This is a genomic window from Methanocaldococcus vulcanius M7 (assembly GCF_000024625.1).
Lineage (GTDB): Archaea > AGJL01 > Methanococci > Methanococcales > Methanocaldococcaceae > Methanocaldococcus > Methanocaldococcus vulcanius.
Genome location: NC_013407.1, coordinates 726111 through 749472, shown reverse-complemented (window position 1 = coordinate 749472; position 23362 = coordinate 726111). Strand labels below are relative to the sequence as shown.

Genomic DNA, 23362 nt, shown 5'->3' with positions numbered 1-23362 from the left:
TATTTTACGTGTTTTAGCCAAATAATTGAAGAAAAATCATTTTGAGATGATACATATGCTACTAACATTCAACTTTGAAGTGCATCAACCCCATAGATTGAATAAAGATATTGATCAGGAAAAAACAAACCTTTGGGAAAAATACGTGGACGTGAGATTAAATAAGGAAGTGTTTAATAAAGTAGCTGAAAAATGCTACATTCCAACAAATGAGCTTATATTGGACTTGATAGATGAATATGACTTTAAAGTCAACTATTCCATCACAGGAGTGTTCATAGAACAGGCCTTAGAGTTTAATGAGTATGTATTAGACCTTTTTAAAGATCTTGTAAAAACTGGAAATGTTGAGTTGATCGCAGAAACGTATCATCACTCCCTAACAAGTTTATATGAGGATGAAGAGGAGTTTATTGAAGATATTGAAATGCATAGAGAACTTTATAAGGATCTATTTAACTATAAAGCAAAAATTTTTAGAAATACTGAATTAATATACAATAATAGAATTGCTAAAATCGCAAAAGATGTTGGATTTGAAGCAATATTTACAGAAGGAATTGAAAAAATACTTGGATGGAGATCTCCAAACTACTTATACCACTCTCCAGATGGAATGAAAGTTCTTTTAAGAAATTATCGATTAAGTGATGATATTGGATTTAGATTTTCAGCAAAAGATTGGGATCAGTATCCATTAACAGCAGATAAATACGCTACATGGTTAGCTTCAACTCCTGGAGAGGTTATAAATATTTATATGGATTATGAAACGTTTGGAGAGCACCATTGGAAAGAAACCGGAATATTTGAGTTTTTAAAACATCTTCCTGCAGAGATTGGAAAATATGAACACTTAGAAGTTGTCAATGTTAGTGAAGTTGTAGAAAGATTAGAGCCAAGAGGAGAACTCTACGTTCATGAGTTCTCTACAATATCTTGGGCTGACACTGAGAGGGATGTGAGTGCATGGCTTGGAAATGAAATGCAAAGAATTTCCTTTGAAAAATTAAAATCCCTTGGAAGATTTATAAAAAAGAATGAAGAAAAATTAAAAATGTGTGGGAAATTTAAGGAGATATATAAAATTTATAAAGTTTTACAAACAAGCGATAATCTCTACTATCAATCAATTAAAGGCCTTTGCGATATGAACGTTCACAACTATTTCAGCCACTTTGACACTCCATTTGATGCATATGCAACATATTTAAATACCCTATACGATTTCGAATATCACATAAAAACCCTCTTACTAAACATCAAATCTAACAGAAGAAAAAAAGAGCATGGATCTGTAGAGCTATACCGAGTAGAAAAAGAGGATTTAATGAAAAAAAATTTAAATTCCTTAGAAGAAGCGGAAAGTATATATAATGAAAAAGAAAATGATAAAAAGAATCGTAGTGGTAGTGAAAATGACAAATACGATAATGAGTTTATAATTGCATGAGGGAGGACTATGAAGAACGAAAAAAAATGCGTAATATTTATAATAGATGGATTAGGAGATAGACCAAACGAGCAGGGAAAAACTCCACTAATGGATGCAAAAACGCCAACAATGGATAAAATAGCAAAGGAAGGAATCTGTGGTTTGATGAACGCGATCGATATAGGAATAAGGCCCGGGAGTGATACAGCCCATCTTTCAATATTGGGCTATGATCCTTACAAGGTTTACACTGGAAGAGGGCCGTTAGAAGCGTTTGGTGTAGGTTTAGATTTGAAAGAAGGAGATGTAGCATTTAGATGTAATTTTGCAACTGTTGATGAAAACTTTGTAGTTTTGGATAGAAGGGCGGGAAGAATCAGCCCTGAGGAAGCCGAACAGTTAGAAAAAGTTATTGATGGTTTGGAAATAGATGGAGTTAAAATTATATTCAAATCATCAAAAGGATACAGGGGGGTTTTAGTTCTTAGAGGGGAAGGGCTATCTTGCAAAGTAAGCGATGGAGATCCACACGAAGAAGGAGTAAAAGTTAATGAAATAAAACCTCTCGATGATTCCAAAGAGGCAAAAAGAACCGCAGAGATCTTAAATAAACTCTTAAAAATAGTTTATGAAAAATTAAACAACCACCCGATAAACGAAGAAAGAAGAAAAAAAGGACTACCTCCGGCTAATATTATCCTTCCAAGAGGAGCAGGAGTAGTATCAAAAATTGAGAAATTCTATGATAAATATAAAATGAAAGGAGCATGTATTTGTGGAACTGGATTAATAAAAGGTATTGCAAAAATGGTCGGATTGGATCCAATAGAAGTAGAAGGAGCCACAGGAACTCCAAACACAAACTTTATGGGTAAGGCAAAGGCATTAGTTGATGCATTAAAGAAATATGATTTCGTTTTAGTTAACGTAAAGGGAGCAGATGAAGCAAGCCATGACGGAAATTATGATCTTAAAAAAGAAGTTTTAGAAAAGATAGATAACATGCTTTCATACGTTTTTGAACATATAAGTAAAGAAGATGTTTACTTTGTATTGACAGGGGATCACTCAACTCCAATAGAGATGAAAGATCACTCCGCTGATCCTATTCCGATAGTTATCTGGGGAAAAAGTGTTAGAGTTGATGATGTTGAAAACTTTAACGAATTTTCTTGTGCTAAGGGGGGCCTACACTGGATCAAAGGAGAACATATTATGAAAATTTTATTAGACCTAACTGGAAGAAATGAGAAATTTGGAGCATAACCACTTATTTTCCTTTTTTATCTTCTCTTTCATTTTTTATTTTCATTTTTTATTTTTTTACATATATCCACGATCTCTCTTATGTTATATATTTTTACATCCGCAGTTTCCAGAGCTTTTTTTGATACATTTCCATTTTGTAAAGTTACAACAGAAAGATCGCTCTCTAACATTGCAGGAACATCATTAGCTCCATCTCCTACCATTATTGTAAAATAACCTCTACTCTTTAATTTTTTAATTAGATCTTTTTTCTTTTTTTGATGTGCCTCGGCTAAAATATGATCCTCTTTAACTCCTGTTATCTTAGCTAATTTCTTTAAAAATCCTTTCCTATCTCCCGAGGCAATGAAAACCTCAACTCCCATATCTTTTAATTTTCTAATGGTCTCAGGAACTTCTTTAAATAGGCATCCCGCAGTTGCAATCGTATATTCAACTTCTCCAGACCTTGTATCAACGATCAACGCACTACCATATCCGGTTTCAACATCATACCTCTTTAAAATATTTAGAGGATCTTGCAACTCTTTAACTCTCGTTTTTTCATCTTTAAAAATTCCCTCCTTATCTATTGGAGGATTGCAATATGATATTCCAATATTTGCACTCTTTAAAAGATCGGATATTAACATATCCGAATCTGCTTTATCTACAACCTCCAAAGGATCATCCTTAATTATCACTAACGCCCTACCTTCCTTTTCATCTACAATATCAACCGTCTGCCTATTACAAATAAACTTATTCTTTTTTAGATTCTTAATTGCCCTCATAATCTTTACAAGAGTTCCAGCACTATCAAATACAACCGCAATCATGTCAATCCCTAAACTAAATATACTAAATAAACTAAATAATAATTAATATAATTTTTAATATAATTTAAGTTATAACATAAAATAAAAATTTTTAAGATTAAGATATAAGACAATAATGATAATAAAATATCATTCAATAAAAAATATTATCTAAATGCATATAAACTATTGTTGAACTATTTGTGAGAGCATGGCAAAGTTAAAATTGATCTTAATAGCGCTGATAATAACTACACTACTCTCTTCAATGTGCACATCCTCTCCAAACGAAAAGAGGGAAATTATGAGTAATAAAAAAGTTTTAATGGTTATTGCTCCAAAGGACTTCCGAGATGAGGAGTTATTTGAACCAATGGCAGTATTTGAAGCAAATGGATTAAAAGTAGATGTCGTCTCTACAAAAAAAGGCACATGCATAGGTATGCTTGGAAATAAAATAACTGTAAATAAAACCATAAATGAAGTAAACCCTAACGAATATGTGGCAATAGTTATACCAGGAGGGATCGGCTCCAAAGAATATCTATGGAATAATACTGAATTGTTATCCTTAGTTAAGAAATTTTATGAAGATCATAAAGTTGTTGCAGCTATTTGCTTATCTCCTGTTGTTTTAGCAAGAGCAGGTATTCTAAAGGGTAAAAAAGCAACTGTCTTCCCAGATCCCGAGGCAATAGAAGAATTAAAAAAATATGGAGCAATATATGAGGATAAAGGAGTCGTTGTTGATGGAAATATAATAACTGCACAATCTCCTAACTACGCAAGAGTATTCGGATTAGAAGTTCTTAAAGTTATAGAAAACAACTCTAAATAAAATTAAAACTTTTTGAAGATGGCTATTTTAACTTAATTTTTTATAAAAATTGATATAATTTTTAGGAATTAACATTCATAAAAAGGTCTGATTTTGATAATTAAAAGAATTATAAATGAGAGAAACATCCTTTAAAAAGTTTAAGTTCCATAGGATCTGTCCTAATTCCTATATCATAACGTTAGGCAATCTGTCTCTTTTAGAGTTGATTAATCAAATTTCTTTTATCTTTTTTATTACAAGACGTGCTGATTTTAATTGGACTAAACAAGTTTATAGCAGTGCAGGAGTATTCTTGTTTCCATCACGATCCGTGCTGATTTTAATGTATAACAAGCTGATAACTTACTTTCCTCTAACAAAGGTTTCCATCACGACTCGTGCTGATTTTAATATTTTTAACAATGCATTTATAGGGTAATTATCATAAGTTTCCATCACGATCCGTGCTGATTTTAATGTTGATGAACTTGTAAGAGTTGTTGAAGAACTAAATAAAATGTTTCCATCACGATCCGTGCTGATTTTAATGCAGATCTCCATCCATCATTAAGTAAATTCAAAAGTGTTTCCATCACGATCCGTGCTGATTTTAATACAGTGAATTATGCAAATACTTCGGAGTAGATTACGGTAGTTTCCATCACGATCCGTGCTGATTTTAATTAACACAGTGGTATAATAAGTATATATCTGATGTGTTTCCATCACGATCCGTGCTGATTTTAATACAGTGAATTATGCAAATACTTCGGAGTAGATTACGGTAGTTTCCATCACGATCCGTGCTGATTTTAATTAACACAGTGGTATAATAAGTATATATCTGATGTGTTTCCATCACGATCCGTGCTGATTTTAATTTCAACATTAACTTCCTCTTCAGTTAATCTTGATGTGTTTCCATCACGATCCGTGCTGATTTTAATTTCAACATTAACTTCCTCTTCAGTTAATCTTGATGTGTTTCCATCACGATCCGTGCTGATTTTAATTTGAAACAACACAGAATCCGATGGAAATGATGCAATCAAGTTTCCATCACGATCCGTGCTGATTTTAATATAAAAAAGATAAATAGTTTTGCCCCTGATCTCAGTTTCCATCACGATCCGTGCTGATTTTAATTAATATATAAATACTGTGTTTTGTGAATCTATTGCTATTTCAGTTTCCATCACGACTCGTGCTGATTTTAATTCAATCCCATATTTCTTAATTTTCTTGTTAATCTAGTTTCCATCACGACTCGTGCTGATTTTAATACTTCCACTACAAAAATTCGGGGCAATGGCTCTGTTTCCATCACGACTCGTGCTGATTTTAATGCGAAAGGTATTCACTCGCAAACGGTATAAAAGGTTTCCATCACGACTCGTGCTGATTTTAATTGCTGTAGCATCATCATAAAACTCAAATACGCTTATGTTTCCATCACGACTCGTGCTGATTTTAATTAAATTTTTAAAAATTCCTTAAAAAAATGAACCAGGTTTCCATCACGACTCGTGCTGATTTTAATGATCTTTTATCAATAATAAAGAATATCTTGCATAGTTTCCATCACGACTCGTGCTGATTTTAATACCCTCAGAATTTACTCTCAAACATGATGTCAATGGTTTCCATCACGACTCGTGCTGATTTTAATTTGGGAAATCGATTCCTTCTTCTCCCATTTTTACTAAACCAGTTTCCATCACGACTCGTGCTGATTTTAATACCGTATTTAACATACTGCTTTGGAAACCTTAACACATAGTTTCCATCACGACTCGTGCTGATTTTAATACCAGCAGTATCAGTATCATCAGTATTTGATATAAACGTTTCCATCACGACTCGTGCTGATTTTAATTATGTTATCATTCTGAACAGCTAACTGTATTTTAATTTCCTCAGTTTCCATCACGACTCGTGCTGATTTTAATTGAGTCAGTATTAATACAGTATAAAGAGATAGATGAAAAAGAGTTTCCATCACGACTCGTGCTGATTTTAATAGGGCAATCTTTCTTATTTCATTATAATGTTTTTACTAATATTTATATTTTTCTACACTATAAAACTTCTACCCATAGATAACCCCTCTTCTTTATAAACCCTATAACAAAACAATTCGAACTTTTATTTAAAAAACAACAATAAATAAAACATAAAAACAAAAAACACACTTAATCAACCATGGATTTTTAAAAACAACTACAAACAATTAAAAACTCTAAAAAATCTCCATAATTAAATACATCCAAATATACAAAATAATAAAACAAACCACCCCTTAGAAACCAACTAAAAACAAATAAAAAACAAAAATCTAAACTAAAAACTCAAAACACAAAAAAATAAAAACAAACAACAAGATAAATAAGAAAACAAATAGTTATGTTTAAATAAAAGTTAGGTTAAAACTTTAAGTGTAGTGATATTAAAAGGTGTGATTTATGGAACGTGAGATAGATGTTATAAAAGAAACGTTTGAAAAAATTAAAAATATGGAGATTAGAGGGGCTGGTAGGATTGGTAGGGCTGCGGCTAATGCATTGAAAACGTATGCATTGAAAATACAAGATTTAAATGATGAAGAATTTAAAATTAGAATGAAGAAGGCGGGAGAGTTGTTGGTATCTGCACGACCAACGGCAGTTTCTTTACCAAATGCAGTAAAATTTGTTTTAAAGGGTTTAGAAGATGAGAATCCGAAAATTGGGGTCGTAAAAAGAGCAGAGGAGTTTATAAATTCGTCATTAAAGGCAATTGAAAATATAGGAAAATTTGGGGCTAATAGAATAAGAGATGGAGATACAATATTAACTCACTGCAACTCTGAAGCTGCAATAAGTGTTATAAAAACTGCTTATGATGAAGGAAAAGAAATTAAAGTGTTTTGCACCGAAACAAGACCACGGAATCAGGGATATATAACTGCTAAAACCTTATATGATTATGGTATAGATACAACTCTCATTGTAGATTCAGCAGTTAGATACTTTATAAGAGAAATAGATATTGTTGTTGTTGGAGCAGATGCTATAACAGCAAACGGATGTCTTGTGAACAAAATTGGAACCTCACAAATAGCGTTAGTAGCAAATGAAAGTAGAGTTCCCTTTTTAACAGCTGCTGAGACGTATAAATTCCATCCGAAAACGATAGTTGGGGAATTAATAGAAATTGAAGAAAGAGATCCTTCTGAGGTTGTAGTTTTTGAAGGAAAGTATAAGGGAATAAAGATCAGAAATCCTGCTTTTGATGTAACGCCGTCTAAGTATATTGATGCAATAATAACGGAAGTGGGCTTGATTCCGCCACAGGGAGCGTGGTATATTATTGAAAAATACTTTGGATGGTTAAAATAAACAAAGTTAAATGATTTGCTGTTAAATTCATTTTATTAATTGCTCGAATTATTTAAAATAAATTAAAATAGAAATATTTACATTTATAAAAGAACACTATAAAAAACGTTTATATATCACTTCTTCTTTAAAAGTATATTCTGCCAATCAGGTGGAGACCTCTCTGGGATGAAACCACCTCGGCACTCTACCCACAAGGCGGCCGTCCTGAGTAGCCATTGGGCTTCGATGAGGGTTTATCGGTTTTCCAAGGGTAGAGACATTTTTTTAAATTTTCACTTTCACTGTTGAATATTGTTTTTCTAATAATAAAAATAATCATAATACAATAAATAATATTGATACAATCATTTTATTATTGTCTTATCATTGTCTTATCAATGTTGGTTTTATTTTTGTTTAAGAAATAAATCTTATTCTATGGTGATCTAATTGATAGAACATATAAAAGAGGAAGTTCTAAAAGAGATAAAACCTTCAAAAGAGGAAATGGAAAATCTTAAACGTAAATCTAACGCAATAATAGGCAAAATATGGGAGATCATCAAAAGAAATAATTTTCCTGTCTTGGAAGTTTTGTTGGTTGGATCCTCTGCACGAAACACAAATTTAAAGAACGATTACGATATTGACATTTTTTTATTATTTGACAGATCTGTCAATGAGGAGACGCTTGAAGACATCGGGATAAAGATAGGAATTGAGACAATAAGTGAACTAAATGGAACCTACTCAATAAACTATGCCTCTCATCCATACGTCAATGGAATTATAGACGGATATGAAGTAGATATAGTTCCTTGTTATAAAATTGAATTTGGAGAGAGGATAATATCTGCTGTCGATCGAACGCCTCTTCATCACAAATTTTTATGTAATAGGTTAAATGAGGAGTTATGTGATGAAGTTAGAGTGTTAAAGGCATTTTTAAGAAGTTTAGGACTTTATGGATCTGATGTTAAAACTAAGGGTTTTTCTGGTTATCTATGTGAATTGTTGATTTTACATTATGGATCCTTTGAAAATTTACTAAAAGATGCTCAAAATTGGAAATTAGGAAAAACAATAATTTTAAAAGATATTTTTGAATTATACAGTAGAGAAAAAATTAATCTAAAAAGGTTTGATGATCCACTTGTAGTTTATGATCCTGTAGATTTAAATAGAAATGTTGCATCTCCACTAAGCAAAGAGAACTTTTGCAAATTTATATTTTATGCAAGGGAATTTTTAAAAAACCCATCATTAGAATTTTTTAAAGATTATGGAAAAAAAATTGAGGAAAAATTGGAAGACAGACCACATGGTTATAGATTGATATTAAAAATTCGAAGAGAAGATGTTGTAGATGACATCCTCTACCCGCAGATGGAAAAGCTTCAAAAAAGTATAAATAAAGCAATAACTAAAAATGAATTTGTAATTTTGAGTAGTAAGTGTTTTGCAGATGATAAGTTTTGTTATTTGTATTGGGAGTTTTTAGTTGAGAAACTGCCAAAGGTTATATTAAGAGAAGGTCCACCTGTGTTCGATAGGGAGAGGGTTGAAAATTTCCTAAAAAAATATGATAAAGTTTTTATAAAGGGTTGTAAAGTATGTGCATATGCTGAGCGAAAATACTCTCATGTGGTTGAGTTATTTAAAGACATCATAAACGGAAAATTTGTAAATATTTCAATACCCAAACATGTAAATCCAAAAAATGGAGAGATCATTGAGTTAGATTTAGATAAAACTTATTCCTAACTTTTGGTTTTATATTCTTTACATTACATTTTAGTAGCATACAGTTTTGTAAATTATTTGATGTTTTAAATATTGAAAAGACCTCAGAGTAGGGTAATTATGGATAACACTGGAAATTTAATTAACAATGCAAATGAATTTCTGGATTCACTAAGCGGGTTAAATGAGAAATTAAAAACAGTAGTTGAGAAAATAAAAAACAAAAATATTGATAAAAATGAATTATCCGATATAATCTCCACATTAGAAAAAAATTTAAAGATCTTACAAGATTTAAAATCCAAGATGGAATTTTTAGAATTTGATTCTCCTTATAAAAATGTTGGGAAATTGAAAGGGGGCTATGATAGTGAAGGACTACAAGAGATAGCAAGTTATAGCACATACCTAAGAAGAATAGCAAGCGAAAAAAAGGGGATCTTGGAGAGAGTAAGGCATGCATTAGTAGCCCATAAGATCGCTTTATCCCACTTAACTGAGGATATTGGAAACATCCTACTTCCTCCAAATCTTCCTCTGGATGGATCTTACAAGAGGATGATGTTTGAATTCCCTCCTTATCTTGTATCAACGTATAAAACTTTTTTAGACATCTTAGAGCCGAAGGGTAGGGGGGTTTTAACATCTTATACGATCTCTCTTATCGTCATAAATAAGGGAAAAAGAGAATTTAAAAGAGTAAAGGTGGAGGATCCAAATTACGAGAAATTTATTAAAGAAAAGTTTGGAAATGCTATAATTACATCAATAAAAAGAAATTTTTCAAAAAATAAAATAATAGACGATCAGTATGTTAGAAGGGTCTTAGCAATTGGATATTTGAAGACGTATAAAGATGAGATTGAAAACTCTATCAAGAAAAAGATCGATGAGTTGTTAAACGAAGAAGAAAAATCCTATCTAAACAAATATTTAGACATATGTATGATGTTTAGAACTGAAACAGATGTAAATGGAGGAATCTTGGATATTAGATGCATGGAAGAAAAAAAATTAAAAGAATTGGAATTAAAAGAGATGCTCGAAAGAGAAGGGCTTTTTAAAAATGGAGAACCAATAGATCCCCTGAAAAAAGCTCTTCAAATTAGAAATGAAATCTCAAAAGAGGTCTCTAAGGATATACTTGTTAAGAAGTTTTCTGAAGATGTGTTTAAATTTTACCTTTGCAAAACCCCGGATGAAAGAGCAAGAAGTAATCTATTTCCATCAATAATGATCACACCTCAAAAAGGATTCTTATCTTGGATGAAGGTTGATGGGATTAATTGCACTGATGTGTTGGATTTAAAATTTAAATTAGAAGAAGAATTGCCAAAATACCAAATTCCTCTAAAAAATGTTGGAGGAGTTGCGCTTTACTTAATTCACGATTGGAATGCGGTAGAGAGATTCAACTTTGATAAAAAAGAGATTGAAGATCTGCTTAAAAAGATAGCATTGATAGAGCCAATAAAAGAAGTTTTAAAAGAAAAAAATGTTAATGTTAAGAAATTGGAGAAGTATGGAAAAGTCAAAAAAGAGAAAACAAAGAAGTTTTTGGATTTGTTGAGTGGGATATAATTCGAGAGGTGAAGAATGAAAGCGAGAAAACTATTAAAAGGAGAAATAAATCTTATTAGTAAAGAGTTGGGGAGGTATCTAAGCCCAAATGCAGTAAAAAATTTTAAATATGAGAGATTAGTTGCTTTGGAGGGAAATTGGACAACTGTTTGTTACACAAATCCATCCGTTATAAAAGTGTTGAAAAACTTTAACAATATATTTTCAGTTGGCAATATATTTGGGGAGATTAGAAAAGATTTTAAACTTTCTTTGGAGGGGTTTACTATTATTTCTAACGGAATAATGAATAATTACGCAATTGTGAATGAAAAAGCAGAGGAATTGTTCCTGTATGGAAGGGATGTATTTAAAAACTCGATCTTAGAAATAAAGGGCTCTGGAAGGATCGCAGTTTTTAACAAAAATAGAGAATTTTTAGGAATTGGATTTTTTGATGGTAAGATGATAAAGAATATAAAAGATAAGGGATGGTATTTGAGAGAAGGAGGATAATCAGTTTGTTTATGATTATTTCGTTTTATTAATTGTCTTACTGATTTACTTTCTGATCTGATTAAATATTTATAAGGTGAAAATTATGAAAACAGAAACTTCAAAAGTTTTAGCCAAAAAAATACTTCTGGATATTTACAGAAATTTAGATGAGTTTTCTAAGGATGTTATCAGAGGGGATTTAGCAGATATTGAATTTAAGGGATTTTATTTAAAAGGAAAAAATGGGGAGAAGGCATATATTAGATGTTTAGAGGATATTGATCATTTAGAAGATTTTGATGTTGAGGCAAGAAAATACACATTAAAAAGTGTAAATTTAAAAAATCTGGATGAAGGGTTGATGATTATAACTTTATCTTCAAGAACAAGTAAAGAATATAAATTTGACGCAAGAAATTATAATATAATTTATCCTACAAGCAACACAACAATCGAGTTCAAGGAAAGGATATTAAAATGGATGGAGTTAGAAGATGAAGAGTTGGATGAAAAGATTATCGAATTTGACACAAACGTAAATGAGATTTTGGAAGAGTTAATAGATGAAGTAGGATTTAAAGGAGATGTTTCTGTCTATATTGATGTGTTTATGGATGTTAATAGAATAGAGAATTTTGTTGAAAGGGAGGATGGAAAAATCCTTATATGGATACATCCTGTCTTTCTATTCTCAACAGATGACGTTTTGAGAGGTTTACTCGCTTATGAACTTTCAAGATTTAAAAACAAATTTTTAGATGTCGCATATAGAGATGTTATAAAATATTGCAAAGAGTTAAAAAAATTAACAAACAAAAAACCAAAAGTTTTGGAAAAAGTGAAAGCCATTGCCAACAAATATGGTGATGCTGAATCACTTAACTTAATAAATGAAATAGAGAACGAATAAAAACAAATACATAAAATCAAAGAAGCTTTATTGTTATTATTTGCTCATAAATTCCCTTATTGCTATTTTTTTAAGTTTTTCTTTTAATGTATCCAAGTTTATTTCACTGTTGGCAGAGATCTTTAACACTGTCTCTACACCCAACTTTTTCAACTTCTCCTCTATCTCTTTGATCTTATCTTCACTTGCTAAGTCAATTTTATTTATGGCCACAATAATCGGCACGTTAAATAACTGCTTTACCTCCCTGAGAAGGTTGATCTGATCTTCTATCGTATAACCACAAAATTCGCTCGCGTCTATAACAAACAAGACCACGTTTGCAAGGTAATTTAATGCCAAAATTGCCTGCAACTCAATATCATTTCTTTCATGTAATGGCCTATCCAACAATCCGGGGGTGTCCACCATTTGAATCTCTCCCATATAACCAACATTTATTCCCTTAGTTGTAAAAGGATAGCTGTTTATTTCAACATCTGCTCCAGTGAGTTTTTTTAAAAGGGTTGATTTACCAACGTTTGGATAACCAGCAATAACTACTGTTGGTAGATCCTTAAATGTCGGTAGTTCTTTTAATTTCTCCCTTGCCACTGCTATAAATGCCATTTCTGGATGTATCTGCTCTAATATTGATTTAACTCTACCAACAAATTCTTTTCTTAATTTTCCTGCCTGTTGTGGAGTTCTTGCTTTCCTAATTTTTCTCGCATACTCATTTCCTAATTTTCTAACTAATTCAGAAGCCCATTTAAACGCTCCCATCGATTTTTTAAATTCATCAATTCCTACTAAAACCTCTACCATCTCTTGATAGAATTTAGGTAATTTTCTTATTGGAGGGGTTTTGTCTATAACCTTCTGTAAGTTATCTGCCACAACCGAAGAGATGGTTCTTACTTTATGCTCCTCAACGAATCTTGCCTTTAAAAGCCATGGCAACTCTTTCTGTCTCATCTCAACTGCCACTTTTTCTCCTCTCCTCAGTGCCTTAGCCATTAATTCATCAGGCATCAATATAGTCGGCATTTTTTTAAATGGATTCGCTTCTTTTCCCATAGATCTCACCAAAAAAGTTTAAATTAAGTAAATTTTATATCATGATAAAGTATGATAAACTATCTATTGTTAAATTCAATTACGATTCGAAAAATAAATCGAATTGTATTTATTGGATATTATCATTAAAAATTGAGTGAGAAAGTTAAAATATTCGGTTTGTTATTGAGTTGTTATCTTTTATCCTTTTGTATAACTTTTTAATGGTTCTATTGATCTGTTTTATTTTTATTTATTTTTGTAAAAGGATATAGACATCATCTCCTGTTTTAACCTTTCTCAAAAACTCGGCATTTTTAACGATCTTTCCAACAATGTTGGTTTTTTCAAAACTCTCTCCAGTAGGTCCAAATTTATCGCTTTCACTTAACCTAACACCGATCATACCTTTGTATCTACTGACCATGTTTGTAACTCCTATCGAACAGGCCTCTACTTTATCTGTTGGAACGTTCTCTGGGAGAAGCCCTTTTGCATATTCGGGATTTCCTTTGAACATTATTATGTCATTGTGTTTGAAATATACGTGGAGTTTTCCTACCCTCTTGGTGGTTAAGCCAGTTGTTTTTCTGAAATACCACGCTGTAATTGGGGCTTTATCCTCATATAACTCAACAACCACTATTTTATCCTTATTTAATCCTCTAATTTTGACTTTTTTCTCTTTCAATACATCTAAGGTAAATTCTGGCTGTTGATCGACAACGATTGCATTTTCTAAGTCCCCTTCTTTTTCAACTTCAATGTCATATCTCTTCAAAAGATCTTCCGCCTCTTCCATCGTTAAGCCAATAACACACAACCTCTCAGGGATGGTTTTTACTGATAGAATTCCAGATTCTGAAAAATCTACTAACTCCATTCCCTCTTTAACTCTACCAACGACTGTGTGGGATAGGGATGAACTTCTACTTTCCCTATAAATATAAACTTTTCCTTCTCCCGCCCCATAGTTTCTTACAGTTATAAATCCACGTTCTCTGTCTATTAAATTTCCTTCTTCAATTTTCAATGTTTGTAATCTGCAATCTGCGACAAATGTGTTTGTATTCTCAGTTATCTCAAAGATTCCATCCTCCATTAAAGCTAAACAGTGCTCAACTGCTGAGGGTGTTCCATCGAACTCTGCCGTAAAGTAAGTAAATATCTTCCATCCGTCTTCAAGTTTTAAGTTTAAATCAGTTGTTACGATGTAATCAACGGCCTCTTTCTCTTCTCTAATCGGCTCAATATCTATTATCTTATCTCCTACTTCTAATCTGTCAATTACCCACTTACCTCCTACTACAATTCCAATTTTTGGATCTTTTAGACCATAAACTCCTTCTGTTTTTCTTTTTATAAAAACGATATGCCCCTCATCCTTGTCTAAGCCAGATATGCTCAAAACAACATCCCATTTTTTAAATTCTTTTTCTTCTGTTGAGATCTCTAAGTCGATCCTTGTAGATCCAAATGCAACATCTATTCCACTGATCCATCTCAATTTTTTAACAAAATTTTTATAATTTTCTGTGAAAAATTTCGCTGTCTCATTATTCTCGGTTATTGCTATCGTTATATTTCCTTTTGTAGTTTTAATTAAAAACTTTTTTGGAACTTTTTCCGCTTCCTTTTTAACACCCTTTATCACGACTATATTTGTTCCATTCACATAATATTCATCTTTTAAAACATCTTTTAATGTTTCTCCAACTTTTTCTTTTCCGTTAACGATCACCTTTGCCATAAACATCACCAAGACATTTTTCCAACTCTTAGATTAAATTATTTCTTATTTTATTTTTAATTTTTTAGTGAGTAATAACTATTGTCTTTATATTAGACATCTCTTCCATTGCATATTTAACACCTTCCCTTCCAATCCCACTTTTTTTAACTCCTCCAAATGGCATATTATCCTGCCTAAATAGGGAGGAATCGTTTATTATAACACCTCCAAATTCTAAATTTTCAGCAAATTTTAATGCTTTTTCTAAATTTTTTGTAAATATTGCTGAATGAAGCCCATACTGCGTATCATTAGCTATCTCTATCATCTCCTCTTCTTTTGCTCTAATTATTGGAACTATTGGAGCGAAGGTCTCTACTTTACAGATTATATTATCTGGTTCTACTTCAAGCACTGTGGGATAAAATAAGGTTTTATCTCTTTTTCCACCACATAGAAGTTTAGATCCCTCTTCTACCGATCTTTTGACAAGGTTCTCTGCCCATTTTGCATGATCTAAGGTAATTAAAGGCCCCATATCTGTGTTTTCATCTAACGGATCGCCTACATTTAGCGATTTTGCTTTTTCTACGAACATTTTTATAAATTTATCTGCTACACTTTCTTCCACAACTATCTTTCCAACTGAAATGCATATCTGCCCTGCATATACAAAACTGCCCCTAATTAAAGAGTTAACTGCTTTTTTTAGATCCGCATCTTTTAGCACAAGATTTGGATTTACACCTCCCAACTCTAATGCAATCTTTTTGAAACCGGCTTTTTTTGTTATCCCCTCTCCAACCTTAGAACTTCCTGTGAAGGAGATCATGTTTACTTTATCATTTTTAACTATCTCATCTCCTACGATCTCTCCTAAACCCGTTAACAGAGAATAAGATCCAAGAGGAACGTTATATTTCCTAAATTCTTCCTCTATAATCTTAGCCAGTTCAATACATGCGAGTGGTGCTTTGGATGAAGGATGATGAACAACTACATTTCCCGTTGCAATTGCAGGAGCTATTTTGTGAGCGGATAAGTTTATTGGAAAGTTGAATGGGGTTATTGCCCCAACTATCCCAACGGGCTCTCTTTTTGTGAATATTAAGCGATTATCTGAGGGAATAACCTCATCTCTAAGTTCTTTTACATAAAAGGCGCTTGATAAAAACGTTTCTACACTTCTTTTAACTTCAATTCTTGCCTGTTTTATCGGTTTTCCAGCATCTATGGCCAATATTTTTGACAATTTTTCACTATTTTCTTTTATTTTGTTTGCTATACCAATCAAGACCTTGTATCTTTGAGAGATTGAAGTATTTTTCATACTGTCTTTACACTCTTCTGCAATATCAATCGCTGTTTTAACTTCCTCTCTATTCAAAGAAGGAATTTTCTCGATAACTTCTAATGTGTAAGGATTAATAACGTCAATATCCTTCCTATCTATCCAGTGTCCATTTATTAGCATTACAATCCCCTTTTTATTTATTTCACGTATTTTAATTTTTAAATGTAATTTAGTATGAGTTGTTATTATAACAATCTATACCTTCCTGGTTTTGGTTCATCTATATCTCCATATTTGATCAACTTCTTTATTATATTTTCCACTTCATTCTCTTTGATTCCCTTATTTTTTGCCTCTTCGACAATATCTTCATGCTCGACAAGTTCAGATTTCTCAGACAACTCTTTAATAATCTCATAAACAGTTGTCAACTTATCCCTCTCTTTTTTAGAAACTCCTAAAATCTTATCAACATCAAATGTTCCTGTCTCTGGATCATAAGCAATCTCTTTCAAACATTCGGTTATTATGTTTATTGCTTCTTTTGCATCCTCTTCATCAACAACATCTTTTAATTTTGCTTTTGCATGTGCCTCAGCGATCCTTATTGATGCTTCTAACTGCCTTGCAGTTATTTGATGCCTCTTTCTCATCTCTACATAATACTTTACAAACAACTCCTTTGCTTTTTCACTGATGATTGGCTTTTTTTGCCTTGCATAATGGATATATTTAATTATAAACTCCTTATCTATCTTAACACCATCTATCTCCAAATAGTCAAGACCCATTTTTTTATTTATTTTTTCATCTAAATAAGCCCTATGCAAGTCAATAATATACTCTGCAATATCTTTATCCTTGTCTCTATCTGATTCATCCCTAATTGGAAATATTAAATCAAATCTACTTAATAAAGGGGCTGGAATGTTTATTTGTTCTGCTACTGAAACCTCTGGATTAAATCTACCCCATCTTGGATTACAAGCAGCTAAAATAGCACATTCGGCTGGCAATTTTGCATTAATTCCTCCTTTACTAATGTGGATCGTCTGACTCTCCATTGCCTCCAAAACATAACTTTGTAGATCTTTATTAACAGTTAATTCATCAATACAGGCAGTTCCTTTATGTGCCTTAACTAACAAACCCGGCTTAATAACCCACGTATCTTCTCCGATCTCTGTTTTTTCCCGAACAACAGCGGCTGTTAATCCCACACCCGTGGCTGTTGTTACAGAGCCATATAAATTTCCGGGAATTTCAGCTATCTTTCTTAAAATCACTGTTTTTCCAATTCCAGGATCAGTTATTAGGAGTATGTGAATATCTGCCCTCTTTCCGGGCTTTTTAACTCCTTTTATTTGTTGTAAAAATACAGCTTTTTTTATTGCAGAATGACCCCTAATCTCTGGAATCAATCTATCTGCCAATATATCAACAACGTCATTCCTTTTAGCAATCTTTTCAATATTTTTTACATCTTCTCTTGTTATCTTCACCTTAACTTCTCCATCTAAAACCTCACAATGCAATGCCTTAACATATATTTCATAAATTGGAAGTTTCTTGCTCTTTTTAATTTTTACAGGAATTCCCGTTATTTTTACTCTACCAGCATAGATTCCGGGGCTATTTTCTAAAAATACTGTTATATACTTTGGGGGTTCTTCAGGGTTGTCCATTAGATCCAATGGTTGCTGAACCTTTATTTCCTGAAAATCAGTATAAGTGGATTTTTCCTCTATTAAGTTTAGTTCTGATTTACATTCGCAATATTCTTTTTCTTCTGCAATTTTCAAAAAATCAACTTCTTTAATTACTGATTTTCCACATTTTGGACAGAAATAGTAAGCTTTTTTAAGAATCGGTCTAATTTTTGAGGCCATGACTATTATTCCCTCAAATTCTACAATTTTACCTAATGTATTGCTTTTTATATCTTCAACCGTAAATAGCTTCCCATTTTTATTGGTTTTAAATATTTTCGGTAAGTTTTTAACTGAAATTATAAAATTTTTTGGATATTCATTTTTTAACGTAAAATATGCTGATTCATAGCACTCTTTTATAAAATCTATACCTTTTTGAGGATTATGAATTAAATAATCGACAAATTCCATTAATCCATAATAGTAGAGATTATTTAAGTCAACAACTACAACTTCACTGTCCATAACTATGTCTTCTTGATGAGTATTCCTTAAATATGCAATTAAATAGTCCTTAAATTCCTCCAAATTTATTTCTTCTTGGAATTCCATATCTCATTCCTCTTTTCCTTAATTTTTATCATTTTGACTTATTTATAATGTTGCGGACAATATAATCATACACTTTTAAAACACCCATTGCGATTCCTTCAACTTCAATTCCTCCTCTTCCTTTTGCTCCATCTCCTACCAAAAATAACCTATCACATACGATATTATCTATATCAGTTCCATTTGAGGCGTGATTTACAGGAAGATCATCTCTATATGACTGAATATGTAATATTTTATAATCCACATCTTTAAATATGTTTTCTATATCCTCTAAGCCAAGGTCAATCTCTTTCTTTATATTGTTTGTTATTTGGGTTTGATGAGTCATTACAAGATGCCATCCCTCAGGGGCTAATGATCTATCTACGTTTGTAGGTTGATTTAAACCATTTATTCGCTCGCATTCGGGTGTAAAAAGAACTCCTGTATGGTTAATAATTCCTTTTTTAGTTGCTATACTTATTTTTATCCCTCTTGAGGGTTTTACTTTATCCTTAGGTAAAAATTTAATATTACACATTTCCTGTGTTTTTTTTGGAGAGAGATTACTTATAACAATATCAAACTCCTTATCATCAACATATGCTTTTTCTTCGATTTCTATATTTTTTACATTATATTCTGTTATTATTTCTCCTCCATTTCTTTTTATTATATTAGATAGTGCATCAATTACTGATTTGCATCCTCCTATTGGAACCCCTGGTCCTCCAAATTTATGATAGTTATTTGCAATTTCGATTATTTCACTCATTGGTGTTTCATAAGCCGTTAAACTCAATGCCCATCCAGTAAAGGCATTTCCAATTTTGTAAGCCAAATCAATATCTTCTAAAAACTCTCCAAACGATATATTTTTATCAACTTTTCCTAATTTTAATTGTGTAGCTAATTTAAACGCTTTTGCTTTTTCTTTAATTCCTAAAAGAGAGAACAACTCTTTATACAAGTAATCCCTTCCCCCTATGAGAAATGTCCCATCTGGCTGTGAATTTACAATTTTAACATCTGCTCCTGCTTTTTTTAATGCATATGCCAAGTATCCATCACTTCCGTGGGGAATCATATGTAGCGCCCCAGTTGTTAGTTGAAACCCTTCATAGTTTAAATTGGTAAATCTACCCCCAATGAATGGAAGTTTTTCAAAAACAGTTATCTTACAGTGTTTAGAAAGCAAAGCTCCGATTAATAATCCACCTAATCCAGCTCCAACAATTCCAACCTTCATACCTCTCAACCTTGATTAGTTGTTATAATAAGCAATTTGATATAAACAATTTAGAGTATATAAAAATATAACGAAAATAGAGAGATGAAGAATTAAATAGTTTTATTATGTCCCAATCATAACTTCCGTTTTTTAGTTTTAGCATTAAAATTTTGCTGTTAATCTTTTAAAACCTTTTTATCGATTCTCAAAATTAACCATGGATGAGGCAAAGTAAGGATTGGCAACAGCATGATTGTGCAAATAGCCAGCCAAAACTTTACCATTAAAAATTCCGTCCAAGTTATTGATAATTCCCATCCCTCTCTCTATTCTATAAGCAAATCTATCCTCTTTTATATTAACAAGCTTTGAATAATGGAATTCATGCCCTTTAAACCTCATGTTTTTTCTTCCAATTAAACAATCCTCTAAAAACTCTGCCTTAACATAACTAAGCCCTTGAACATGCTTAGTCATAATTGATGAGCAGTTTAGCAAGCCAACCATTGGCACATTGTCAATCGATTTTGTTAAATACATCAAGCCCCCGCACTCCCCATAAATATAGCCGTCAAACTCTCTAATGCTTTCAATCATCTCCTTGTTTTTGCTCAACTCCTCTTTAAAAAGTTCTGGATATCCTCCCCCAATATATAAAACATCTGCATCTGGGACTTCACTATCTTTTAATGGGCTGAAAAATTCTATCTTAGCTTTATTTTCTTTTAATGCCTCAAAATTATCCCAATAGTAAAAATTAAATGCTTCATCATAGGCAACAGCTATTTTTTTGTAATTTTCATTAACCTCCCATAAAAATATATCGTCAATATCTTCAAAATCCTCATTAGCTATCTCTACAATTTTATCTAAATCTAAATATTTTTCAACCAACTCTCCCCACAACTCTATCTTATTTTTTATTTCTTCCAAGTTTTCTGGTGTTGGAACTAAACCAAGATGCCTTCCTTCAACTTTAAAATCTTCATTCCTTGGGATGAAGCCAACTATTTCAACATCTGGAAGATAATAACTCATCGCTTCTTTTAATTTCTTTATATGTTTTTCACTTCTAACAAAATTAAAGATAACTCCTCTAATTTTTACATTGTCAAAGCTCATAAATCCCTTTATTATTGCTATTGCACTTCTTGTCAAGCTTTTTGCATTTACAAGCAGAATTATTGGGCTGTTTAATGCCTTGGCAACACTTGCTGTGCTTCCAACATCATCTATTGCAGATATTCCCTCATAAAGTCCTCTAACTCCTTCAATAACACTTATATCCTTATCTTTTGAATGTTTTTGAAAGAGATATTTTATCTGCTCTTTATTCATAAAAAAAGAATCTAAATTCCTTGATTTATTTCCTGTTGCTATTGTGTGATACGTTGGGTCTATATAATCAGGCCCAACTTTATAGCCCTGAACATTATATCTTTTTGATAACGCCTTCATAATTCCAGTAGATATAACTGTCTTTCCAACTTCACTCGATGTTCCAGCAATTACAACTCTTTTCATAACTATCTCCTATACCATTGAAATATAAAGAAAGATTTTTTAAATAATAGTGTATTATATTTATAAAACATATTTTTCTTATTTTCTTTTTTGTTTATAAAAACTTAATTTCTAAATCATGGTTATATAAAGGTTTAATTATAAATTTAATAAAAAATTATTGACTAAAAATAATAAACAAAAATAGATAAAGTAAGGAAAAATTATTTTGAATAAAATTTTTAATCATTAATATTATTTACACTTTTAAGATTTTAATTAATAATCGTAGGATAACAAATCCACCCACTCCCATAAGAACTCCTATTAATATTCCCATTGGAAGATTTTGTGATAAACATATTATATAATATATTGTGATTGTTAATAAAATTCTCCAAAGCTACTATGTGGAAAAGATCCTAACTGAAAAAAGAATTATTATACAAAGTTTGGTGTTTTGTATTATTGTTTATTTAGCAATGAATGGTGTTGCAGTATTATTTTCTATATTATATTTTAGGAAGAAGTGTGTTTTTCTTCCTTTGAATGCTTCTGGATGCATTATTGTTGCTAAATCCATTATAACCTCATCCGTTTTTAATAATCCGAGTTGCCAATAATCTTCACTTTCACAAAATACTCTTCCATTTTTGACTGCTTTAAATGTCTCATAACCAGGGTTGTCTTTTTTAAACGTTGTGAGCCATTTTACACTTGAAGGAATAACCCAAACATCTGCATTTCTTGCTCTCTCAGCAAATGTTTCGTAGTCAATTTTCGCACTACCCGTTCCATTTAGATCTTTAAAGATATAATCTCCATTGCAGTATATTGTTATCTCCTTAGCAACGTAGGAGTCGTTTTCAGGAACATAGCATCCCCATTGTGAATTATAACCCCATGCAACTGTAACTTTTGGACAGTTTTTAGTTTTATTCATAACCATTAAACAGTTATTTACTATTCTATCAAAGTATCTTTTTGCTTCCGGTTCTTTGTTATAGAAGGCGGCAAACATTTTAACCCATTCACATCTACCAAGTGGATCGTTTTCTAAATACTCTGCATCTGCAACGTAGGTAATTCCTAACTCTTTACATTTCGATATAACTTTATTTCCATCATAGCCAGGATAAACAAATATAACTTGTGGTTTGAGTTCAATAATTTTATCCCAGTTTGGATTACTTGTTGAACCAACATCAATTATTGATCCATTTTCCAGCCCTTCTTTTATGTTATTAAAATACCACTTGTATGCTTTTCCCCACATTATTCCTTTAACTGATCCTATAACTGAACCGTCGTTGTTTATGGCCTCCATTAATGCAATTTCAGTTGAACTCATTACCACTACTCTCTTTAATGGAACATTTATAACTTTAAAATTGCCCCCTAACTTTTCTTTTGCCCAACTTGGAACTGGTTCAGATGCATTTTTTAATAGGAATTTCTGACCTAATGCATCAATTAACACTTTGTATGCCCATTTATCTCCATTAGTGTAGGGATTAACCTCATTCCCATTTTTATCATAATATATTAATTTAAAATTTTTTGCATATTCTACAATAGGTGTTTTTATTTGGGAGTTTGCCATATTTTTTGTTAAATTATTGGATATGGATGATGAATTAGTAATATTGGGATGCTCGCTATTTACGCATCCTGACAACATACTCATAAAAACTACTACAAACAGTATGCAAAAGGTAAGGAATTTTTTCATTTCACTCCCTCCGTTAGGTTTATTAAATTTTAATTTAAAGTGATCTTTATATTTTGTTCATTTATCTTTACATAGTTGTTCTATATAAATTTTTATTTTGGTGCTTTTGCTATTGTTGATATTCCATTAACAAATACATAAATAAATGAATTAACAGATTAAACAATATAATTGTTTAATAATTTATAAGTTAAT

General features: G+C 31.6%; 16 protein-coding genes and 1 CRISPR repeat array. Of the genes, 8 read left to right on the top strand and 8 right to left on the bottom strand.

From position 1 onward, the window contains the following. Window positions 1–55 precede the first annotated feature (55 nt). Both METVU_RS03815 and METVU_RS03810 read left to right on the top strand, forming a co-directional pair. The gene (locus tag METVU_RS03815) at window positions 56–1453 is read left to right on the top strand and encodes a glycoside hydrolase family 57 protein (RefSeq protein ID WP_015732858.1); all 1398 of its coding nucleotides are present in this window, start codon (window positions 56–58) and stop codon (window positions 1451–1453) included. 9 nt (window positions 1454–1462) lie between these two features. Next, window positions 1463–2701 (top strand): 2,3-bisphosphoglycerate-independent phosphoglycerate mutase, encoded by a 1239-nt coding sequence (locus METVU_RS03810; RefSeq protein WP_015732857.1) that lies wholly within the window; start codon window positions 1463–1465, stop codon window positions 2699–2701. A gap of 29 nt (window positions 2702–2730) precedes the next feature. On the opposite strand, the gene METVU_RS03805 is transcribed toward METVU_RS03810, so the two are convergent. After that, a complete protein-coding gene (locus tag METVU_RS03805) occupies window positions 2731–3522 on the bottom strand; it encodes an HAD family hydrolase (protein WP_015732856.1) in 792 nt (263 codons plus the stop codon). 190 nt (window positions 3523–3712) lie between these two features. Between METVU_RS03805 and METVU_RS03800 the strand changes: the two genes are divergently transcribed. The 6 genes from METVU_RS03800 (at window position 3713) to METVU_RS03770 (ending at window position 12391) form a co-directional block, all read left to right on the top strand. Beyond that, on the top strand, window positions 3713–4339 hold the full coding sequence (locus METVU_RS03800) for a DJ-1/PfpI/YhbO family deglycase/protease (protein ID WP_015732855.1): 627 nt from the start codon (window positions 3713–3715) through the stop codon (window positions 4337–4339). 297 nt (window positions 4340–4636) lie between these two features. After that, a CRISPR array of direct repeats spans window positions 4637–6342; the repeat unit is 30 nt; unit sequence GTTTCCATCACGATCCGTGCTGATTTTAAT. A 441-nt stretch (window positions 6343–6783) separates the two neighbouring features. Continuing rightward, window positions 6784–7698 carry a ribose 1,5-bisphosphate isomerase gene (locus tag METVU_RS03790; protein ID WP_015732849.1) on the top strand — a complete coding sequence of 305 codons (915 nt, stop codon included), beginning with the start codon at window positions 6784–6786 and terminating at the stop codon, window positions 7696–7698. A gap of 432 nt (window positions 7699–8130) precedes the next feature. Further along, the gene (gene cca, locus METVU_RS03785) at window positions 8131–9444 is read left to right on the top strand and encodes a CCA tRNA nucleotidyltransferase (protein ID WP_015732848.1); all 1314 of its coding nucleotides are present in this window, start codon (window positions 8131–8133) and stop codon (window positions 9442–9444) included. Between the two features lie 99 nt (window positions 9445–9543). Then, entirely contained in the window at window positions 9544–11004 is a 1461-nt protein-coding gene (locus tag METVU_RS03780) for a DUF530 family protein (protein WP_015732847.1), read from the top strand. Between the two features lie 15 nt (window positions 11005–11019). Next, on the top strand, window positions 11020–11499 hold the full coding sequence (locus tag METVU_RS03775) for a PUA domain-containing protein (protein ID WP_015732846.1): 480 nt from the start codon (window positions 11020–11022) through the stop codon (window positions 11497–11499). A gap of 85 nt (window positions 11500–11584) precedes the next feature. After that, window positions 11585–12391, top strand: a complete 807-nt coding sequence (locus METVU_RS03770; RefSeq protein ID WP_015732845.1) for a hypothetical protein — start codon at window positions 11585–11587, stop codon at window positions 12389–12391. Window positions 12392–12427: 36 nt separating this feature from the next. On the opposite strand, the gene METVU_RS03765 is transcribed toward METVU_RS03770, so the two are convergent. The 7 genes from METVU_RS03765 to METVU_RS03735 form a co-directional block, all read right to left on the bottom strand. Then, complete coding sequence (locus METVU_RS03765; RefSeq protein WP_015732844.1) at window positions 12428–13450, bottom strand: NOG1 family protein; 1023 nt, start codon at window positions 13448–13450, stop codon at window positions 12428–12430. Between the two features lie 232 nt (window positions 13451–13682). Beyond that, on the bottom strand, window positions 13683–15179 hold the full coding sequence (mmp3, locus tag METVU_RS03760; RefSeq protein WP_048196777.1) for a methyl-coenzyme M reductase-associated protein Mmp3: 1497 nt from the start codon (window positions 15177–15179) through the stop codon (window positions 13683–13685). A 64-nt stretch (window positions 15180–15243) separates the two neighbouring features. Next, window positions 15244–16635, bottom strand: a complete 1392-nt coding sequence (locus METVU_RS03755) for a lactaldehyde dehydrogenase (RefSeq protein WP_015732842.1) — start codon at window positions 16633–16635, stop codon at window positions 15244–15246. A 65-nt stretch (window positions 16636–16700) separates the two neighbouring features. Further along, complete coding sequence (locus METVU_RS03750; protein WP_015732841.1) at window positions 16701–18719, bottom strand: ATP-binding protein; 2019 nt, start codon at window positions 18717–18719, stop codon at window positions 16701–16703. Window positions 18720–18747: 28 nt separating this feature from the next. Beyond that, a complete protein-coding gene (locus METVU_RS03745; RefSeq protein ID WP_015732840.1) occupies window positions 18748–19950 on the bottom strand; it encodes a phytoene desaturase family protein in 1203 nt (400 codons plus the stop codon). 177 nt (window positions 19951–20127) lie between these two features. Beyond that, window positions 20128–21456 carry a Ni-sirohydrochlorin a,c-diamide synthase gene (gene cfbB, locus METVU_RS03740; RefSeq protein ID WP_015732839.1) on the bottom strand — a complete coding sequence of 443 codons (1329 nt, stop codon included), beginning with the start codon at window positions 21454–21456 and terminating at the stop codon, window positions 20128–20130. A gap of 451 nt (window positions 21457–21907) precedes the next feature. Beyond that, window positions 21908–23167 carry an ABC transporter substrate-binding protein gene (locus tag METVU_RS03735; protein WP_015732838.1) on the bottom strand — a complete coding sequence of 420 codons (1260 nt, stop codon included), beginning with the start codon at window positions 23165–23167 and terminating at the stop codon, window positions 21908–21910. Window positions 23168–23362: the final 195 nt, after the last annotated feature.

Excerpts from the sequence above, each read along its gene's own strand:
- cfbB (WP_015732839.1), bottom strand. The coding sequence starts at position 21,456 with ATGAAAAGAGTTGTAATTGCTGGAACATCGAGTGAAGTTGGAAAGACA.
- METVU_RS03810 (WP_015732857.1), top strand. The coding sequence starts at position 1,463 with ATGAAGAACGAAAAAAAATGCGTAATATTTATAATAGATGGATTAGGA.
- METVU_RS03805 (WP_015732856.1), bottom strand. The coding sequence starts at position 3,522 with ATGATTGCGGTTGTATTTGATAGTGCTGGAACTCTTGTAAAGATTATG.
- METVU_RS03770 (WP_015732845.1), top strand. The coding sequence starts at position 11,585 with ATGAAAACAGAAACTTCAAAAGTTTTAGCCAAAAAAATACTTCTGGAT.
- METVU_RS03815 (WP_015732858.1), top strand. The coding sequence starts at position 56 with ATGCTACTAACATTCAACTTTGAAGTGCATCAACCCCATAGATTGAAT.
- METVU_RS03765 (WP_015732844.1), bottom strand. The coding sequence starts at position 13,450 with ATGGGAAAAGAAGCGAATCCATTTAAAAAAATGCCGACTATATTGATG.
- METVU_RS03780 (WP_015732847.1), top strand. The coding sequence starts at position 9,544 with ATGGATAACACTGGAAATTTAATTAACAATGCAAATGAATTTCTGGAT.
- METVU_RS03800 (WP_015732855.1), top strand. The coding sequence starts at position 3,713 with ATGGCAAAGTTAAAATTGATCTTAATAGCGCTGATAATAACTACACTA.
- METVU_RS03745 (WP_015732840.1), bottom strand. The coding sequence starts at position 19,950 with ATGAAGGTTGGAATTGTTGGAGCTGGATTAGGTGGATTATTAATCGGA.
- METVU_RS03790 (WP_015732849.1), top strand. The coding sequence starts at position 6,784 with ATGGAACGTGAGATAGATGTTATAAAAGAAACGTTTGAAAAAATTAAA.
- METVU_RS03775 (WP_015732846.1), top strand. The coding sequence starts at position 11,020 with ATGAAAGCGAGAAAACTATTAAAAGGAGAAATAAATCTTATTAGTAAA.
- METVU_RS03735 (WP_015732838.1), bottom strand. The coding sequence starts at position 23,167 with ATGAAAAAATTCCTTACCTTTTGCATACTGTTTGTAGTAGTTTTTATG.
- METVU_RS03750 (WP_015732841.1), bottom strand. The coding sequence starts at position 18,719 with ATGGAATTCCAAGAAGAAATAAATTTGGAGGAATTTAAGGACTATTTA.
- METVU_RS03755 (WP_015732842.1), bottom strand. The coding sequence starts at position 16,635 with ATGCTAATAAATGGACACTGGATAGATAGGAAGGATATTGACGTTATT.
- mmp3 (WP_048196777.1), bottom strand. The coding sequence starts at position 15,179 with ATGGCAAAGGTGATCGTTAACGGAAAAGAAAAAGTTGGAGAAACATTA.